Raw genomic sequence first — 16292 nt, forward strand, 5'->3', positions numbered from 1 at the left:
AAAGTGCGCCAACACTTTCAGAAGCCACCGCCCGCAGCCGCAACTGCGTTAAGCCGAGGCACCATGCCGTCTAGACAGTGGTATGCAGGCTATCATAACGACTACAAAAATGGAAATCATCCGATGCGGAAACTGCAATAGAAAACTGGCAGAAGCGACATATTTCTGCCTCAAAATAAAATGCCCCAGATGTGGGACATTGAATCAGTTGAAGGCCCCGAGCTTCTTACCCGAATGCCAAAGAGCATCATATGGAGAAGAAAATGGGCCTTTTCAAACGAACTCCTCCTCTTTTATCCCCTGCAATTAAAGCAAAACCGATCATCGCCTGGATGGGTGGCAAACGTCGTCTTGCCAGGCATATCTTGCCTCTTTTTCCAGAACATACCTGTTACGTTGAACCATTTGCTGGCGGCGCGGCACTTTTTTTCATGAAAAAGCCATCCCAAGTTGAAGTGTTAAATGACATCAATGGCGAACTGATTAACCTGTATCGGGTTGTGCAACATCATTTTGAAGAACTCGTCCGACAATTCAGATGGTCACTGGCAAGCCGGGAAATGTTCGCCTGGCTAAAAACTACCACACTGGAAAATCTGACTGATATTCAACGTGCCGCCCGTTTTTACTACCTCCAGAAAATGGCTTTTGGTGGAAAAGCATTCAGCCAAACGTTCGGTACCGCCATTACCTCTCCAGCAAAACTAAACCATTTCCGGATGGGTAACGATCTGTCTGCCGCTCACCGCCGTCTTTGCCGCACCTACGTTGAACATCTGGACTGGAAGGAATGCATCCGGCGTTATGACAGTCCAGGGACACTCTTTTATCTGGATCCACCCTATTACGGAACAACTGGCTACGGGAATGATTTCGCACTTGATGAATATCCAAAAATTGCCGATCTGGCCAAAAGCATTCAGGGAAAAATGATTGTTTCCGTCAATGACATCCCGGAAATGCATGAGGCTTTTTCAGGGCTACCGATGAAACAACTTGAAATCCGCTATACAGTCGGTGGCGTCAAGTGCAGCAAAACCCGTTCATCCGAACTTCTGATCTGTAACTTCGCCTGATCCTGCTGCCGGCGGGTTACTTGCCCGCCAATCAACCCCTCTTTTGATGCGCCTGCATGCGGTAACGGACATCATGCAAAAAACCTCTCATCAAATATCGCTACAGGAGTAGACATGGCTGGTTCTGATTTCCATCATGGTATCCGCGTTGACGAAATCAACGAAGGAACCATTCCCATCCGGACGGTTTCCACGGCCGTTATTGGCATGCTTGCAACCGCTGATGATGCGGATCCCGACGTTTTTCCGGAAAACACCCCCGTCCTTATCACCAATGTCAATGGTGTTCTGGGCAATGCAGGCGATAAAGGCACACTTGCCCGCTCGCTTGAAGCCATCTCGCAGCAGACGAAACCCTATACCATCGTCGTGCGTGTTCCGGAAGGAGAAACCGAAGAGGAAACCACTTCCAACGTCATCGGAACATCAGTGAGCGGCAAATACACCGGCAGCAAGGCTCTTCTCGCCTCCCAAGCCCGTTTCGGAATGAAACCGCGCATTCTGGGCGCTCCCGGTCTGGATAACCAAGCTGTTACAAATGCCCTGGTATCCATTGGCCAACAGGTTCGCGGCTTCGTTTATGCCTCCTGCTGGAACTGCGAAAGCAAGGAAGATGCCGTTGCTTACCGTGACGAGTTCGGACAGCGCGAACTGATGCTGATCTGGCCGGATTTCCAGAACTGGGATCTGGTTGCCAACAAAACCGCAGACATGTTTGCCACGGCCTATGCCCTTGGTCTGCGTGCCAAAATTGACGAACAGACCGGCTGGCAAAAAACGCTTTCCAATATCGTGGTAAACGGTCCAACTGGCATTTCCAAAGATGTGTTCTGGGATCTGCAGGATCCGGCCACTGATGCAGGTTATCTGAACCAGAACGAAGTCACGACTTTGATCAACAATGGCGGATACCGCTTCTGGGGCAACCGGACCGCAGAAAAAGGCGGTTACTTCTATTTTGAAAATTACACGCGGACGGCCCAGATACTGGCAGACACGATTGCTGAAGCCCATTTCTATTTCAATGACAAGGACCTCCACCCTTCGCTGGTCAAGGACATCATCGAAAGCGTCCAGTCCAAATTCGACACCTTCAAAACGGAAAAACGCCTGCTGGGAGGAAGCGTCTGGTTTGACGAGAAATACAACAGCAAGGAAAACCTGAAAAACGGCAAGCTCGTTGTTGACTATGACTACACGCCAGTTCCGCCCCTTGAAAACCTGCTGTTCCAGCAACGCATTACCGATCGTTACCTGCTTGATTTCAGCCAGCAGGTCAATAGCTGACCATGGAACAGATCATCAATACCTTACCGGAGTGAACAATGGGATTACCGCGCAAACTCAAAAACTTCAATCTCTTCAATGACGGCCAGTCCTATATCGGAGAAATACCTTCCCTCACGCTACCCAAACTCTCGCGCAAAATGGAAGAGTATCTCGCTGCCGGCATGAACGGACCGGTGGAAGTCGATTTCGGCAACGAAAAACTGGAAATGGAATGGACTGCCGGCGGCCTGCTAGAAAGTGCCCTGACACAATATGGCGCGACATCACACAACGCGACTGTCCTGCGTTTCGCTGGCGCTTACCAGAATGATGACACCGGCGACGTCTCAGCCGTGGAAATCGTCGTCCGTGGCCGGCATCGCGAAATCGACATGGGTGACGCCAAGGTCGGCGAAGATACCGAACACAAATACACCACGACCTGCAGTTACTACAAACTGGTCGTCGACAATGAAACCCTGATCGAACTGGACTTTGTCAACGCTGTTGAAAACATCGGCGGTAACGACAGGCTGTCCGGCATTCGCTCCGCTCTGGGAATCTGAAACCATCAGGACTACCCCAGCGGCAGGTGGGGCCAATAACCGCCGCAGTACAGGCCTGCGCCTCCTTTCGGAAGTACCCCAAAAAGCAGGTGACTGTGCGGACAGCCGGGAAAGCACCGGAACTGGCGTTGCAGCGGATTGGTCACGCGATCCGCCCCGCCGGGCCTTTTAATCACTTTATCAAAGGAACGGACATGGAAAACCACACGCACATAGACAGCACGCCGGCAGACAAGACAGTTGAAACGGTCACCGGAAATGACCAGAACACTGTCACACTGGACGAACCCATACAGCGAGGCCAGACGATTATCAAAGAAGTGACTCTGCGCAAACCGGTTTCCGGCGAATTGCGCGGCATTACCTTGCAAGCATTGGCTGATCTGGATGTGATTGCCTTGCAGAAGGTTCTGCCGCGTATCACGTATCCGGTACTGACTGCACCGGAAATCGCGCGGATGGCGCCATCCGATCTGATGCAACTGGGCGTTAAGGTGGCTGTTTTTTTGCTACCGAAAGCCGACAGGGCAATGGTCTCCCCCGGCGAGTAGAAGAAGCCATGGCCGACATTGCCGCTATCTTTCACTGGACGCCATCGGCCATGGATGTGTTGTCGCCCAGTGAACTGATGGAATGGCGTGAACGTGCCAGGGTAAGAAGCGGAGCGGAATAATGGCTAATAAGCTTGAACTGAAACTCGTCCTGTCAGCCCTGGACAAGATTACTGCTCCGCTGAAAAAAATCCGGAGTGGATCTGATTCAACCAGCAAATCACTGAAAGAAATGAATCAGAAACTCAAGGATATCACCCAGCAACAAAAAACGCTGGGAGAGTTCCGCGAGCTACATCGTGGACTGCAAAACACCCAGCAAAAACTGAAGGAAGCACAAGGTCGCGTTGCGGCACTGGCCGGTCAGATGAAACAGGCTGAAAACCCGTCTCGTACTTTGGCAAGGCAATTTGAAACTGCAAAACGGTCTGCTGCAAGCCTCAGTAACAGCGTAACCCAGCAAATGGTCAAATTGCAGGGGCTACGTGACAAGCTGAGTGCTGCCGGCATCAGCACAAAGAGCCTTATTTCACATGAACAAAGTCTTAGATCAGAAATAAATTCCACTACTGCCGCTATCTCCCAGCAATCACACAAGCTGGCTCAGATAGCCCAGCGTGATGCAAAACTGCAGCACGTCCGATCGCGTTATGACAGGGGGATGCAATCCACGGCCATGCTTGCCGGCAGTGGCATGGCCGCGCGTGCAACCGGCATGAAAACAGCCAGCGGACTTGGCAGGTTGCTTCATGTTGGTTATGAATTCGACGCGATAATGTCCGAGACACAAGGTGTCACCCGGATCAAGGATAAAAATGATCCGAGGATGAGAGCATTACGCGAGCAGGCCCGAACATTGCCTTTGCAAAGCAAATTCACCGATAGTGAAGTGGCAGAAGGTCAATTTTTCCTTGGTCGTACTGGTTATACACCCGAACAGATTCTGAAAGCGATGCCAGGGATGCTTGACCTTGCTGCGGCTGGAAAACTTGATCTCGGTACTACAGCCGATATTGCTTCCAATATCCAGACGGCCATGCGTATCCCCGCGGAACAGATGGACAAAGTAGCCGATGTCATGACTGCTGCCTTTACACGCAACAATGTCGACATCCGCATGCTGGGTGAATCCATGAAATACAGTGCCGGCGTTGGGCGTTCCTATAACCAGAGCCTTGAGACGATCACAACAGCCACTGCCCTGCTTGGAGGCGCGGGCATTCAGGGCAGTCAGGCAGGGACGACCATGCGAGCCATTCTCTCGCGTATCGGTACCGCTCCTGCCATGAAAAAGCTTGGGATCAGTACAAAAGACAAAGATGGCAACATGCGCGATCTTTCGCTGATTTTTGACGATCTCTACGAGAAAACGAAAAAACTGGGATCCGTCCAGCGCGGTGAAATCTTTACAAAGATTGCCGGTCGTAATGCTGTCAGCGGCTTCATGGAACTGATGAAGGCAGTCGAAGAAGGCAAATTCCGGGAAATGCGTGCCAGCCTCGACAATTCGAAAGGTGAAGCAAGACAGGTCGCTGCAACCATGCTCGATAATCTCAAAGGCGATGTAACCATGTTGCATGCTGGTCTGGAAAACATTTCTGTCGAACTTTTCGAGAAAAACAGTCCATGGTTACGCGAACTGGCAAAAGACCTGCAGCATTTCCTGCATGGCATAGCAGATTTCCTGAAATCTCATCCGACCCTGAGCAAGGCAATCGTGATTCTTCTGGCCGGATTTGCGGCCATTGCCACCATTGCCGGTACAGTAATGATTGCCGTGGCCGGGATGCTGGGTCCGATGATTGCGACACGGTTCATGCTTGCCCAGATCGGGATCAGATTACCTGGCGTAATCGGTCCTTTGTGGAATCTTGGCAGGAACATATTACCCATGCTTGGAAGAGGATTCCTGCTCATCGGACGGGTTTTGCTGACAAATCCGATTATTGCGGCCATTGCAGGCATCGCTCTGGCTGCCTTGCTGATTTACAAATACTGGGAACCTATAACGGCATTTTTCGCCTCATTGCCTGACAAATTCCGCAAATATGGTTCCTTGATCGTCACTGGTCTTATTGAAGGTATTCTTTCCATGACCAAATGGATGATGGAAAAAGTGAAAACGTTCGCAGTGAATATTGCCGAAACGTTTCAGGCCAGTATGGGTATTCACAGCCCAAGCCGTCTTTTTTCGGAATACGGCGGTTATCTCACCGAAGGCCTTGCCATAGGCATCGATCACGGACAGAACCAACCACTGCAACAGTTAAAAACGCTGACTGAAAACATAGGCAAGATCTCGTCCGGCATCTTGTTCGATAAATCGGTCACAGAAGGCATCCGTATCGACAAAAGACCACCCGCTTTTTCCGGTGCGGCACTGGCAGCGGCCGGTACTGGAGAAACCAGAATCGAAATCACGATCAACCCTGCCCCGGGCATGGATCCCAATGCCATTGCCCACGCCGTTGCGCGGGAACTGGACCGCCGTGAACGGGAAAAAGCCATCCGTCAGCGGGGCCGTTATATTGATTATTAGGAGACAGACTCATGATGATGTGCCTCGGCATGTTCGTTTTTTCGCTCTCCACCCTCGCCTACCAGAATTTCCAGCGGCAAACGGAGTGGAAATTCGCCAGCAACAGCCGGGTAGGCGCCCGCAATGCATACCAGTTCACCGGCAAGGGGGACGACACCATCACTCTTTCCGGATGGTTCGCTCCGGAATTCAACGGCTCGCCTCTTGCACTGAACCTCTTGCGTGGCATGGGCGATACCGGTAATGCCTGGATGCTGGTGGAAGGCACCGGACGGATTTACGGAAAATGGATCATTACCGGCATCAGCGAAGGCCGCTCTTATATCGGTAGCAACGGCACCGGGAAACGGATCGAATTCACAGTTAACCTGAAATGCGTCGATGACGATCCAAATGCGGTGCTGGGCAATTTGCGGGACGTGCTGAACCGGTATCTGCCGGACGGATTCAGCTTGCCCGACATTCCCAGAATTCCTGACATGGCGAGCCTGTTCTGATGGATACGGTACCGAGACCTGCCTTTAAAATCACAATCGACGGCAAGGACATTTCCCCTGTCCTGCGCCCACGCCTTGTCAGCCTCAGCCTGTCGGAAAACGGAGAGGATGAAGCTGACCAGCTGGATATCACGCTGGATGATACTGACGGCAGACTGGAATTGCCTGGCATCGGTGTGAGTGTCCAGGTTGCCATCGGCTGGAAAAACGGCCCGATGTATGACAAGGGAACCTTTACTGTTTCCGGCCTCAGCCATAGCGGCGCGCCGGACACGCTGACCCTGCATGCCCGAACGGCAAATCTGACCGACAGCCTGAAAGAACTGCAGGAACGCAGTTACCACAATACTACGCTGGGCGCGGTCATTGACCAGATCGCCAGACGAAACGATCTGAAATCGGGCATTGCCTCCAACCTGCGCAACCGGAAAATAAAACACATCGATCAGACCGGAGAGAGTGACGCTGCCTTCCTGCGACGATTGGGCAAACAGTTTGACGCTGCGGCCACTATCAAGAACAACACTCTGCTTTTCATACTGAAGTCACAGAGCAAAACCGTTTCCGGAAAAGACCTGCCACCGATTACCATTGAACGGAAAGATGGCGATTCCCATACATTCACCGTGGACAAACGGGATGAATACACCGGCGCCAGAGCCTATTGGCATAACCCGAAAAAAGCCCAGCGCCAGAGCGTCGTGGCCGGCTTGACAAAACGATGCAAAAACCTGAAAAACACCTATGCCAGCAGGGAAGAAGCCGAAGAAGCGGCCAGAGCGGAGTGGCAGCGGATCCAGCGAGGTGAATACCGGTTCAGTGTGACGCTGGCCATTGGTCGGCCTGAGCTGGTTCCCCAGTCACCTGTCCGGGTAAGCGGGTACAAGAAGCTGATTGATGGGACGGAGTGGACAGTCAAAAAAATAAATCATCAAATAGGAAAAACAGGATTTATTTCAATAATAGAATGTGAAATAAACATCATTAAGCCGAACAAACAGATTTTTGGTGAATAAGCACATACTCTTTATTCATTGAAGGAACTGCCTTATTATTAACACTAGATGTAACGTTTGGAATACGTTTATTTAATATTTTTCTATTTAAAACAAATTCATTCTTAAATCCATTTTCAACCAAGTAATTCTGAGTAATATCTTTTAGATTAATTTGAACTCCATCTACCGTTCTATTTCCAAGCGTCAAAACTATATATTTTTTTGTAATTCGACAAATTTCATCTAAAAATTTAAAATAATCGTCAAAAAAAATTAATTACTTTCTTTTGTTTACGCAAATCAATTTTTCTTAAATATGGATCAAGCAAATTAATCCCATAATAACTAATATTATTTTTTCGCCTACTTTTACCTAAACTATTAGAATCGATTGCAGAATAACTATTCAATTCCCAACCATCCAACTCTAAATCATTCGGATCAATCCAATAAAGAGATAATGAAGAAAATTGACCATAAGTAACAGTAGTTAAATTATCTCCATATGGCGGAGATGAAATCAATAAATCTATTGAATTATCATTAAATTTCAAAAAATTCTCTAATACATCTTCTTTATAGAGATACGGATCTTTATTAACACATTTAAACATAGGCGCATAGTATCGCAATGTACTCAAAAAATTTTCAATTAAATTATTCTTAATACGCGAAATAGATTCATCTTTCTTTATATGCAATTTAAACGTTTCATTCCTTGTATTACTGTATTTTCTTATAAAACTTGATAAAATACACCAAAAAAATAGCCTATCTTTATTTTCCTTAATTCTAATAATAGCAAATCGAATCTTAGTCAGTATTCTTTTTATATCTGCCCTAAACCATTTATCAATATTACGAAAACCAAATTCCTCAATATTATCATTTGATATATACTTTTCAAGCAAGGAGATATTTTCAAATATATAATCAGATACACCTTTTAACTTTACCTTTGTTATTAAGTTTGCTAAAGGATTAATATCACACCCATACAATTCAATATTATTATCAAGACTAGCAGCTTCATAAAGAGCTGTTCCAGAACCATGAAAGGGATCAAATATAGAATTAATATCTGCATGTTCAAAAAGATACTTTAATACTTTTTTTTGAACTGGCGCCACCATTGTAGCAGGGTACAAGGCTACCCCATGTATATCATCTTTCTTATAATCACTAAATGCAATATCACTTAACATTTTTTGTTTTATACAACATAAATTAATTCATTAACTATCGCCACAAAATAGCTTGCTTTATCTGCAATATCATCTATATCCTTGTCAGTTATATGCTTGGTCGATTTATGCGCACCCATATGAGATTTTCTAACAGCATTGCAAAAATCCATTTCCACTAACTTATTTTTTAAACTGTCAAAGTCTGAACCCATATTGCCCTTAATTTTTTCAATAATATGATTATTACTACGCACGTAATATATTATAGACTTTACACAATCAATAAGTTCTTTCTTATTTTTCAAATCATCATATAACGATTTATGTTTATCATTTTGAGATAAAAAATCACGCAACTCAAATACACTTATATCAAATAATGCCCTTAAAGAACATGCTATTACTTCTCTATAATCGCCTCCAAACTCTGCCAATTTATTTATTTGAGTGATTAAACTTGGCAAAAATTGAATTTTTATCAAATAAGTTTTATTTGGCAAACAAATGAGTGACCTTAACCGATCATCTCCTTTTATTTCTTTTTTGTCTTCGTAAAAATTAAGTATTAAATTTTTTATACATTTACCAGTTTCTACGTCATTATAACGATATTGAACATCTAATCTACACGGAACATTTATACTTTCCAATATACTTTTAGTTCTTTCCTGATTATCAATAAAAATACGAATATCTTCATGAGCTATTTTCTCACCTTTACTATTTATTGCAGATACAATAAATTTATATAAATCAAGCTGAGGAGATGGAACTGGATATCGATAAAAATTTTCAGCAAGATCAATAGAAGCCGGCTTTATCCTAGGTTTGCTACCATCATCTTCATCTTCATCTTCATCTTTTCCGTCGTCATCATCATCTTTTTTTTCTTCTTCAAGTTCATTAATATATTTATCCTTTAACTCAGAACCAACATCTTGTATTGAAATATTTAGTTTTCTTAAATCCTTCTTTATTTTATCTGTTAATTCATTATTTACCAAATTCGTTCTATCAGAATTAAAATCAATATCTTCACTGTCACTTTCAATATTTATATAGCCAATCATTTGAGGTAGCATTTTTGAAGACTTAACACTTCTCATCACATCAGGATCAAATAATTCATAATTACTAAATAAATTAGCATTTATATAAACCAATGGCGTTAAACTATCATCTTTTTCCCGACAAAATAAATCTGATATCTTAGATTTGTCACTCCTTTTATATTTAAAAGTATATATATTCAAATTAATATCAAGATGATATTCTCCAGTTAAAATAAACTCCACCTCTTTAATTTTCTTTCCTCGAAAAAAGAATTTGATTATTTTTTCTGCAGAAGAATATTTAATTTTATATAGAATACTATTAGCAGAAGCCTTCAAGAAGGACTCTTTATTTTTTGTTTCTTTTTTTGCACCAAATTCAAGTTTTATTTTGAAACTCTCATCGTAAAATGAATTCACAATTTTTAATGCATTTTTATCTTGTTTTAAATATTCCAATAAACTTCTTATAGCATACGAAGAAATATCCACATCAATTTCAATTTTTGTTCCTTTATATTCTACTTCTTTTCTTTCTAATGAGACTTCATATTCAGAGATATCTTTTAATTTTACAATATCATCTTTATTTGCAGAAAAGGTCAATTCAATACCATTTTTTGCTGTTATCCATTTTACTTTACTTCCAAATTTGAAAACCGATAGAAATCCCAGACCTTTTGATCCTTGTATTCTTCTATTTATCTTTAAATCTGAATCAAAAACTAATTTCCCATACTGTTTTTTACTTTTAGAAAGATGAAAAAGATTCTCAACATCTTCTTCATTCATTCCTTTTCCATTATCTCTTATTATTAATTTACCATTACTAAGATCTAGAAAAATACTTACCTCAGTTGCAAACGCATCATACGCATTTTTAATAAGTTCATTCAATGCAACTATTTGCGTCGGAATTTTTTCTGAAAGTTCGCTAATAATATTACCTGCCACTTTCACACCTATTATTTTCGGTTCCATATAAATTTCTCTATTATTTTAAATTGCTATGAATGAATATTTATAATTACAATTAAACAAACTCAATACTCAACTCAATTGCGTTCATTTGTTCTCTTAAAAATTTTCATCTACATCACTCATCGAACACATCTCACGAAAAACTTTCTCTGAAACAACCTGTATCCCAAGATCTATGGCTTGCTGTACTTTTTTTGGACCGGCATTGTAACCAGCGACAACAATATCGACTGTTTGGGATACTGACTTTCGAACATGCCAACCGATTTGAGGAACCATCGCTTCCAGTTCAGCACGATCAGCAGCTTTGAAACCAGTGAAAAGTACGCCTTTACCTGACTGAACAGGTCGTCCGAAAAATGTTTTTTTCTGAGTTGAAACAGGTTTACGAGATTTTCTTTTTCTGACAAAGAATTCGGCATATTCAGAAGCATTATCTGGCGAGATTTCTTCCGCCGGAGGCTTATTCTTAGGGGCACTGCCCTGTGATGTGACATACAAGGAAGGATTATCCAATACCCGTTTTAACCACTCTTCAAGTTCTATGATCTCACCTGTTTCAAGATCAGTAATAGTGTCAATAATCCGATCAACCCGGAATGTTCGTATTTGCCAGGCTTGATGGCAAAAGCCTGTCAGATACAAATAACCGTTTTCATGAGGTTCAACACGACGAAACTTGACTACGCGTTCACTTACATCGCCTTCAGAATCTTCGTAAGTGAATCTGATCATGTAAGAAGCATTATCATCTTTCGACATTTCTCCTCCTATTCAGGCACTTTTCTTCCCATCCGTACTGGATTTCGCGAGCGCATCAAGAACTCTGTGTGCAGCCCTCTTTCCACTGTCATCAGCATTCCGATAGTTATCCAGTAATGCCTGCTCTTCTGGTGTTATCTCTTTTGAAACCGTCCTAATGCCCGTTAATAAATAAAGAACGTCTATGCCATTCTTGATTAGATTCATCAGATAGTCTGTATCTGGTGTTCTATGATCATTTTCATAGTTGAATTGTGCGGTCTTCCCGACACCGCCAAGCGCACCAAATTCGCTCTGACTCAGATCTAATCGTTTCCGCTCACTACTTAAGCGGACTGAAAAATCACTCATTTTTCTTTTTGTTTATTCTTTACCATGTATGCTTTTGCATCTTCATGTATAGCTAACGAAGAAAAATGGATATCTGTACCTTTCGACGCCTGAACCATTCCTTTGATAAGACTTATAACTCCTGCCTTTCCTACAAGATCAAGCGCATTAAATCCCTTGATCAGGTCTTTTTCCTCATCAGTAAGTGTCTTATAAGTACGTTGTCCTGTCAGCACATATAAAACATCAACACCTTCTCCAGCGACTGCGACCAGAAACTCCACATTGGGTACGAACTTTCCCTGTTCCCAGTCAATCTGGGAACGCCTCGATGCCCCACCTATCGCAGCAAAATCTTCCTGACTTAGCCCCAAACGCTCACGTTCTTCCCGCAAGCGAACTCCAATTAGTTCACGCAAAATCTCACTCAAATGCTTTACAAGTGCGGAATTTCGCACTATCATTAATAAAAGTTCACAACTGATATAAATAATACCCCATGAAAACACTTGAAACAGTCAATTCACGGGCGCTCTCATCCGTTAAATCGCAATCTGTTGGTTTCCGGTTACGCAGCGAAGACGTGGCCTTGCTTGATCATTACGCCCAACTCGAAGACCGGCCTCGCGCCTACATGCTCAAGAAGCTGTTTTTGAACGGCATGAGGGCATACGAACGTGAAAAAGGTCTTGCTCCCTGAGGAGGATTCCGCCATGTATCCCGATCCGAAACGCATCCGCAACAACCGCCTGACCATTCGTCTGGATGATTACGAACACGAACTTATCCAAGCACTGGCCAACTACACCGGCGAACAACCTTCCACCCTGTTGCGCCAGATGGCCCTGATGCAGGCCGAAGAAACCCTTTGTCTTTCGCACCCTTCCAGCTTATCAACGAAGGCTGCCTGAACGAAGGGTGCAAAAAGCGGATTTTGAGCAGACGAAAACATGCCCGACTATCAGATCGATGTGAGCGATGAAGAAAAGAAGATTTTGGAAACAGTCCGGATCCGGCAAGATCTGGACAGTATCGAAGAAGCGGCAGAGTGGCTTGCCAAGCAGCGGCTGCTCCGCCAAACCAGAAACCTCAGCGGTCGGGGGCGGGCGCTGCAACTTGTCAACAAGAGGAAAAAATGAGCCAGCCCAGTTTTACTTGCCCACATTGCAAATCCCATGCCATCGCTGTCAAATCCCGGCCAATGGGAATTCTGATGAAAGAAACGACTTACCGCTGCAAGAATCTCGAATGCGGCCATGTTTTTGTTTGTACCGTCGAAGTGTCAAGAACGCTTTCCCCTTCCGGCATGCCCGATCCGGATATTCACATTCCCCTGTCCCAACACATGCGTCCGTCCCAAAAACTGGCGGCTTCCTGAGGAGAGAATCATGAGTTACGACTATTTCGCTTTCTGTACTGCCATAAGCTTTATCCGGAACCATATCGGCCAGTTTCTGGCCGGCAGGGAAGAAAAACTGATTGCCTTGTGCGCCGACAGTCTGAAAATACAGTATGACCTGACAGCACGATCGGCAGAACGGATCAGCATCCGTGCTCTGGGAGAAGTACAGGCCGGACGGAAAACTCCCAATCTGGAAATCGCCGACGGGCAGGTCGTTTATGTCCGTGATCCGGAAAAGCGGGAAATCTATGCACTGACCGCTTCCATGCTCCGGAGAATCGCTCCGAAATATGGCGTAACGCTTCAACATCCGTAATCCTTTTTCAATTCTTCTTTTCCGGCGCTGGATATTCCAGTGTAAAGGATAGCCCTACGCCGGAATCGGACTTTTTCAGGAATTTCTGGCATGGACTCATCTCTGCACAGCGACATAACCCTTCGGCTTGCTGAATTCAATTTCAAGCCGAAAGGCAAATGGCTCCGGGAAGGTGTCTGTCCGGGATGTGGCCAGAAAGAGCTTTACACTCATGCAGAATCACCCTGGCTTTTAAAGTGTGGACGCCTGAACAACTGCGGCTATGAAGCGCATGTCAAAGAGCTTTATCCTGATCTGTTCGATAACTGGAGCAATCGATACCCTGCTCTGCCAGCAAAAAATCCGAATGCAACGGCTGATGCATACATGCAGCATGCTCGCGGCTTTGACCTGAAAAAGGTATCGAGCTGGTACACACAGGAAAGCCATTTCGACCAAAGAAAAAATATCGGTAGCGCTACGGTCCGCTTTCCTGTCGGCACCGGCTACTGGGAACGCCTGATCGATCAGCCCCATCGTTTCGGCAGCCAGAAAGCGAAGTTCAAACCGGGCATGACGTATCAGGGTGAATGGTGGACGCCGCCAACCGGCGGGCTGGCCCGGGCAAAAGAAATCTGGCTGGTAGAGGGAATATTCGATGCGATTGCGCTCTACCATCACGACATTACCGCGGTAGCCCTGCTGTCCTGCACAAATTATCCGGACAAGGCGCTGGCCAATCTGATGCGAACACAGGAAGGCCAAAACTGCAAACTGATCTGGGCGCTTGATAGCGATCATGCCGGCAGAGCTTATACCTTGCGGTGGATTGAAAGGGCAACAGAGGAAGGCTGGACTTGCGAAGCCCGACAGATCCCCCAGAAGAAAAAGCACAAGCTGGACTGGAACGACATGCACCAGCGTGACCGGCTTTTTGAAAAGGATCTGGAAACCTATCGTTTCCATGGCGCCATGCTGACAGCGAAGACGCCGGCAGAAAAAGCACTTCTCATCTATGAATATGACGGTAAAAAGTCAGAATTCCATTTCGATTTCAAAAACCGTCTGTATTGGTTCAAACTGGATATTGATGCCTATAGCAAAGCGCGCAATATGCAAGACGACAGCCATGATGCCGACAATATGACAGAAGAGCAAAAACGGCATGCTGCACTGATGGCTTCACATAATGTGCGTCCCATCGCCAACTGCCTTCCAAAGCCTCTTTATTTTCAGGAAAACCGGATTACGGATGAAAGCTGGTATTACTTCCGTGTCGAATTCCCGCACGATGGAATTGCTGTAAAAAACACGTTCACCAGTGCTCATATCGCCAGTGCCGCCGAATTCAAGAAACGGCTTCTGGCCATTGCTCCCGGGGCCATGTATTCAGGCACGAATGCCATGCTTGACCGGATCATGGAAGATGAACTTTACAATATCCGGCGAGTTGAAACAGTCGATTTTATCGGTTACAGCATCGAACACGGCTGTTACGTCCTGGGCGATGTCGCCGTAAAGGACGGCTGTTTTTATGAACTGAACAATGAAGATTTCTTCGATATTGGAAAATTGTCGCTGAAATCCCTGAACAAGTCTGTATCCCTGAGAATCAACCGCAAGGCTGATGAATACCGGCGCGACTGGCTCGATCTGCTCTGGACGGCCTTCGGAGCAAAAGGTCTGGCCGCGCTTACTTTCTGGTTCGGTTCTTTATTCGCAGAACAAATCCGCGCTCTACACAGTTCTTATCCATTTCTTGAGATCATCGGGGAAGCGGGCGCCGGCAAATCCACCTTGATTGAATTTCTATGGAAGCTTTTCGGACGTGGCGGTTATGAAGGCTTCGATCCAAGTAAATCTTCCCTGGCCGCCCGTGCCCGAAACTTTGCCCAGGTATCCGGTCTCCCTGTTGTACTGATCGAATCGGACCGGGAACGTGCAGAAGGGAATAATCCTCATGTCCGTTCATTCGATTGGGACGAGCTGAAAACCGCTTATAACGGGCGCAGTGTCCGCGCACGCGGTATGGCCACAGGCGGCAATGAAACCTATGAACCGCCCTTTCGCGGTTCTGTGGTCATTTCACAAAACAATGCTGTCAACGCTTCTGAAGCCATTCTTTCACGGATTGTTCATCTGAATTTTGACCGGTCGGAGCAGACAAAAGCAACCGGGGAGGCAGCCGACGCACTCAAGTTCATGGAGGTGGATGAAGTATCCGGATTTGTTCTGGCCGCGGCCAAACGTGAGGCTGAAGTCATGGAAACGGTCAAGGAACGGACTCCTGTTTATATCGATGAGTTGCGTCAGGAGGGTACGATCCGGTTTCCCCGCCTGATTGAAAACCACGCTCAAATGTTGGCGCTGGCGGATGCCCTTGAAAAAGTGGTTCGCCTCACTCCGGAACAGAAAAAATCACTTGATACGCAGTTACGACGGATGGCCGTGGAACGTCAACAGGTGATCAATTCCGATCATCCTCTGGTTCAGGAATTCTGGGAAGCGTTCGATTATCTGGACGGAACGGACATGCCAAAGATGAACCATTCCCGTGATCTTTCCCTGATTGCCGTGAATCTGAATCACTTCGTGCAGGAAGCCGCGGAAAAACGGCAACAGGTTCCTCCACTCCGTGAATTGAAGAAATTACTCAAGACAAGCCGCAACCGGAAATATCTGGGCCAGCGCCCAGTCAACAGCAACATCTGGGGCAAGGATGGCGCAGGCAAGACTGTCAAATGCTGGATTTTTGAGAACACGAGATGAAAACACCAAAAACACCTG

Annotated in this window: 19 protein-coding genes and 1 pseudogene; 15 read left to right on the top strand and 5 right to left on the bottom strand. The window is 45.6% G+C overall.

The window, feature by feature from the left end:
- The first annotated feature begins 109 nt into the window (after positions 1 to 109).
- The 9 genes from OFAG_RS13505 to OFAG_RS10700 all read left to right on the top strand — a co-directional run bounded on the left by OFAG_RS13505 (position 110) and on the right by OFAG_RS10700 (position 7514).
- Entirely contained in the window at positions 110 to 310 is a 201-nt protein-coding gene (locus OFAG_RS13505; protein ID WP_081695719.1) for a Com family DNA-binding transcriptional regulator, read from the top strand.
- Positions 264 to 1076 carry a DNA adenine methylase gene (locus tag OFAG_RS10670; protein WP_005876126.1) on the top strand — a complete coding sequence of 271 codons (813 nt, stop codon included), beginning with the start codon at positions 264 to 266 and terminating at the stop codon, positions 1074 to 1076. The genes OFAG_RS13505 and OFAG_RS10670 overlap by 47 nt, the downstream gene beginning before the upstream one ends.
- Before the next feature lie 114 nt (positions 1077 to 1190).
- Positions 1191 to 2363, top strand: a complete 1173-nt coding sequence (locus OFAG_RS10675) for a phage tail sheath protein (RefSeq protein ID WP_005876125.1) — start codon at positions 1191 to 1193, stop codon at positions 2361 to 2363.
- 38 nt (positions 2364 to 2401) lie between these two features.
- Positions 2402 to 2911 carry a phage major tail tube protein gene (locus tag OFAG_RS10680; RefSeq protein WP_005876124.1) on the top strand — a complete coding sequence of 170 codons (510 nt, stop codon included), beginning with the start codon at positions 2402 to 2404 and terminating at the stop codon, positions 2909 to 2911.
- Between the two features lie 194 nt (positions 2912 to 3105).
- Entirely contained in the window at positions 3106 to 3462 is a 357-nt protein-coding gene (locus OFAG_RS10685) for a phage tail assembly protein (protein ID WP_005876123.1), read from the top strand.
- 8 nt (positions 3463 to 3470) lie between these two features.
- Complete coding sequence (locus OFAG_RS13510) at positions 3471 to 3584, top strand: GpE family phage tail protein (RefSeq protein WP_005876122.1); 114 nt, start codon at positions 3471 to 3473, stop codon at positions 3582 to 3584.
- Positions 3584 to 6001, top strand: a complete 2418-nt coding sequence (locus OFAG_RS10690; RefSeq protein ID WP_005876121.1) for a phage tail tape measure protein — start codon at positions 3584 to 3586, stop codon at positions 5999 to 6001. The genes OFAG_RS13510 and OFAG_RS10690 overlap by 1 nt, the downstream gene beginning before the upstream one ends.
- 11 nt (positions 6002 to 6012) lie before the next feature.
- Positions 6013 to 6498, top strand: coding sequence for a phage tail protein (locus tag OFAG_RS10695; RefSeq protein ID WP_020995272.1), 486 nt, complete (start codon positions 6013 to 6015; stop codon positions 6496 to 6498).
- Positions 6498 to 7514, top strand: a complete 1017-nt coding sequence (locus OFAG_RS10700; protein WP_005876118.1) for a contractile injection system protein, VgrG/Pvc8 family — start codon at positions 6498 to 6500, stop codon at positions 7512 to 7514. The genes OFAG_RS10695 and OFAG_RS10700 overlap by 1 nt, the downstream gene beginning before the upstream one ends.
- A 245-nt stretch (positions 7515 to 7759) precedes the next feature.
- On the opposite strand, the gene OFAG_RS10705 is transcribed toward OFAG_RS10700, so the two are convergent.
- The 5 genes and pseudogenes from OFAG_RS10705 to OFAG_RS10725 form a co-directional block, all read right to left on the bottom strand.
- On the bottom strand, positions 7760 to 8701 hold the full coding sequence (locus OFAG_RS10705; RefSeq protein ID WP_005876115.1) for a TRM11 family methyltransferase: 942 nt from the start codon (positions 8699 to 8701) through the stop codon (positions 7760 to 7762).
- Between the two features lie 1541 nt (positions 8702 to 10242).
- Positions 10243 to 10716: pseudogene (locus tag OFAG_RS14550) on the bottom strand (ATP-binding protein); the annotation flags it as partial.
- Positions 10717 to 10812: 96 nt separating this feature from the next.
- Entirely contained in the window at positions 10813 to 11478 is a 666-nt protein-coding gene (locus OFAG_RS13520; protein ID WP_005876108.1) for a WYL domain-containing protein, read from the bottom strand.
- Between the two features lie 12 nt (positions 11479 to 11490).
- Entirely contained in the window at positions 11491 to 11829 is a 339-nt protein-coding gene (locus OFAG_RS10720; RefSeq protein WP_005876106.1) for a helix-turn-helix domain-containing protein, read from the bottom strand.
- Positions 11826 to 12239 (bottom strand): helix-turn-helix domain-containing protein, encoded by a 414-nt coding sequence (locus OFAG_RS10725; protein WP_187138736.1) that lies wholly within the window; start codon positions 12237 to 12239, stop codon positions 11826 to 11828. Before OFAG_RS10725 ends, OFAG_RS10720 begins: the two co-directional genes overlap by 4 nt.
- A gap of 68 nt (positions 12240 to 12307) precedes the next feature.
- Between OFAG_RS10725 and OFAG_RS13965 the strand changes: the two genes are divergently transcribed.
- From OFAG_RS13965 to OFAG_RS10750, 6 genes are all read left to right on the top strand, one after another.
- Complete coding sequence (locus tag OFAG_RS13965) at positions 12308 to 12508, top strand: hypothetical protein (protein ID WP_005876104.1); 201 nt, start codon at positions 12308 to 12310, stop codon at positions 12506 to 12508.
- A gap of 13 nt (positions 12509 to 12521) precedes the next feature.
- Positions 12522 to 12719: a hypothetical protein gene (locus OFAG_RS10730; protein ID WP_005876100.1), complete on the top strand. Its 198-nt coding sequence runs from the start codon at positions 12522 to 12524 to the stop codon at positions 12717 to 12719.
- A 39-nt stretch (positions 12720 to 12758) separates the two neighbouring features.
- On the top strand, positions 12759 to 12947 hold the full coding sequence (locus tag OFAG_RS10735; RefSeq protein WP_005876098.1) for a hypothetical protein: 189 nt from the start codon (positions 12759 to 12761) through the stop codon (positions 12945 to 12947).
- The gene (locus tag OFAG_RS10740; RefSeq protein ID WP_005876095.1) at positions 12944 to 13186 is read left to right on the top strand and encodes an Ogr/Delta-like zinc finger protein; all 243 of its coding nucleotides are present in this window, start codon (positions 12944 to 12946) and stop codon (positions 13184 to 13186) included. Before OFAG_RS10735 ends, OFAG_RS10740 begins: the two co-directional genes overlap by 4 nt.
- Before the next feature lie 10 nt (positions 13187 to 13196).
- Positions 13197 to 13526 (top strand): hypothetical protein, encoded by a 330-nt coding sequence (locus OFAG_RS10745; protein ID WP_005876093.1) that lies wholly within the window; start codon positions 13197 to 13199, stop codon positions 13524 to 13526.
- A gap of 90 nt (positions 13527 to 13616) precedes the next feature.
- Positions 13617 to 16274 carry a toprim domain-containing protein gene (locus OFAG_RS10750; protein WP_005876091.1) on the top strand — a complete coding sequence of 886 codons (2658 nt, stop codon included), beginning with the start codon at positions 13617 to 13619 and terminating at the stop codon, positions 16272 to 16274.
- Positions 16275 to 16292: the final 18 nt, after the last annotated feature.

The sequence above is a fragment of the Oxalobacter paraformigenes genome (assembly GCF_000158475.2).
GTDB lineage: Bacteria > Pseudomonadota > Gammaproteobacteria > Burkholderiales > Burkholderiaceae_D > Oxalobacter > Oxalobacter paraformigenes.

Coding starts and splice junctions, on each gene's coding strand:
- OFAG_RS13505 (WP_081695719.1), top strand. CDS start 110: ATGGAAATCATCCGATGCGGAAACTGCAATAGAAAACTGGCAGAAGCG.
- OFAG_RS10670 (WP_005876126.1), top strand. CDS start 264: ATGGGCCTTTTCAAACGAACTCCTCCTCTTTTATCCCCTGCAATTAAA.
- OFAG_RS10675 (WP_005876125.1), top strand. CDS start 1,191: ATGGCTGGTTCTGATTTCCATCATGGTATCCGCGTTGACGAAATCAAC.
- OFAG_RS10680 (WP_005876124.1), top strand. CDS start 2,402: ATGGGATTACCGCGCAAACTCAAAAACTTCAATCTCTTCAATGACGGC.
- OFAG_RS10685 (WP_005876123.1), top strand. CDS start 3,106: ATGGAAAACCACACGCACATAGACAGCACGCCGGCAGACAAGACAGTT.
- OFAG_RS13510 (WP_005876122.1), top strand. CDS start 3,471: ATGGCCGACATTGCCGCTATCTTTCACTGGACGCCATCGGCCATGGAT.
- OFAG_RS10690 (WP_005876121.1), top strand. CDS start 3,584: ATGGCTAATAAGCTTGAACTGAAACTCGTCCTGTCAGCCCTGGACAAG.
- OFAG_RS10695 (WP_020995272.1), top strand. CDS start 6,013: ATGATGATGTGCCTCGGCATGTTCGTTTTTTCGCTCTCCACCCTCGCC.
- OFAG_RS10700 (WP_005876118.1), top strand. CDS start 6,498: ATGGATACGGTACCGAGACCTGCCTTTAAAATCACAATCGACGGCAAG.
- OFAG_RS10705 (WP_005876115.1), bottom strand. CDS start 8,701: ATGTTAAGTGATATTGCATTTAGTGATTATAAGAAAGATGATATACAT.
- OFAG_RS13520 (WP_005876108.1), bottom strand. CDS start 11,478: ATGTCGAAAGATGATAATGCTTCTTACATGATCAGATTCACTTACGAA.
- OFAG_RS10720 (WP_005876106.1), bottom strand. CDS start 11,829: ATGAGTGATTTTTCAGTCCGCTTAAGTAGTGAGCGGAAACGATTAGAT.
- OFAG_RS13965 (WP_005876104.1), top strand. CDS start 12,308: ATGAAAACACTTGAAACAGTCAATTCACGGGCGCTCTCATCCGTTAAA.
- OFAG_RS10730 (WP_005876100.1), top strand. CDS start 12,522: ATGTATCCCGATCCGAAACGCATCCGCAACAACCGCCTGACCATTCGT.
- OFAG_RS10735 (WP_005876098.1), top strand. CDS start 12,759: ATGCCCGACTATCAGATCGATGTGAGCGATGAAGAAAAGAAGATTTTG.
- OFAG_RS10740 (WP_005876095.1), top strand. CDS start 12,944: ATGAGCCAGCCCAGTTTTACTTGCCCACATTGCAAATCCCATGCCATC.
- OFAG_RS10745 (WP_005876093.1), top strand. CDS start 13,197: ATGAGTTACGACTATTTCGCTTTCTGTACTGCCATAAGCTTTATCCGG.
- OFAG_RS10750 (WP_005876091.1), top strand. CDS start 13,617: ATGGACTCATCTCTGCACAGCGACATAACCCTTCGGCTTGCTGAATTC.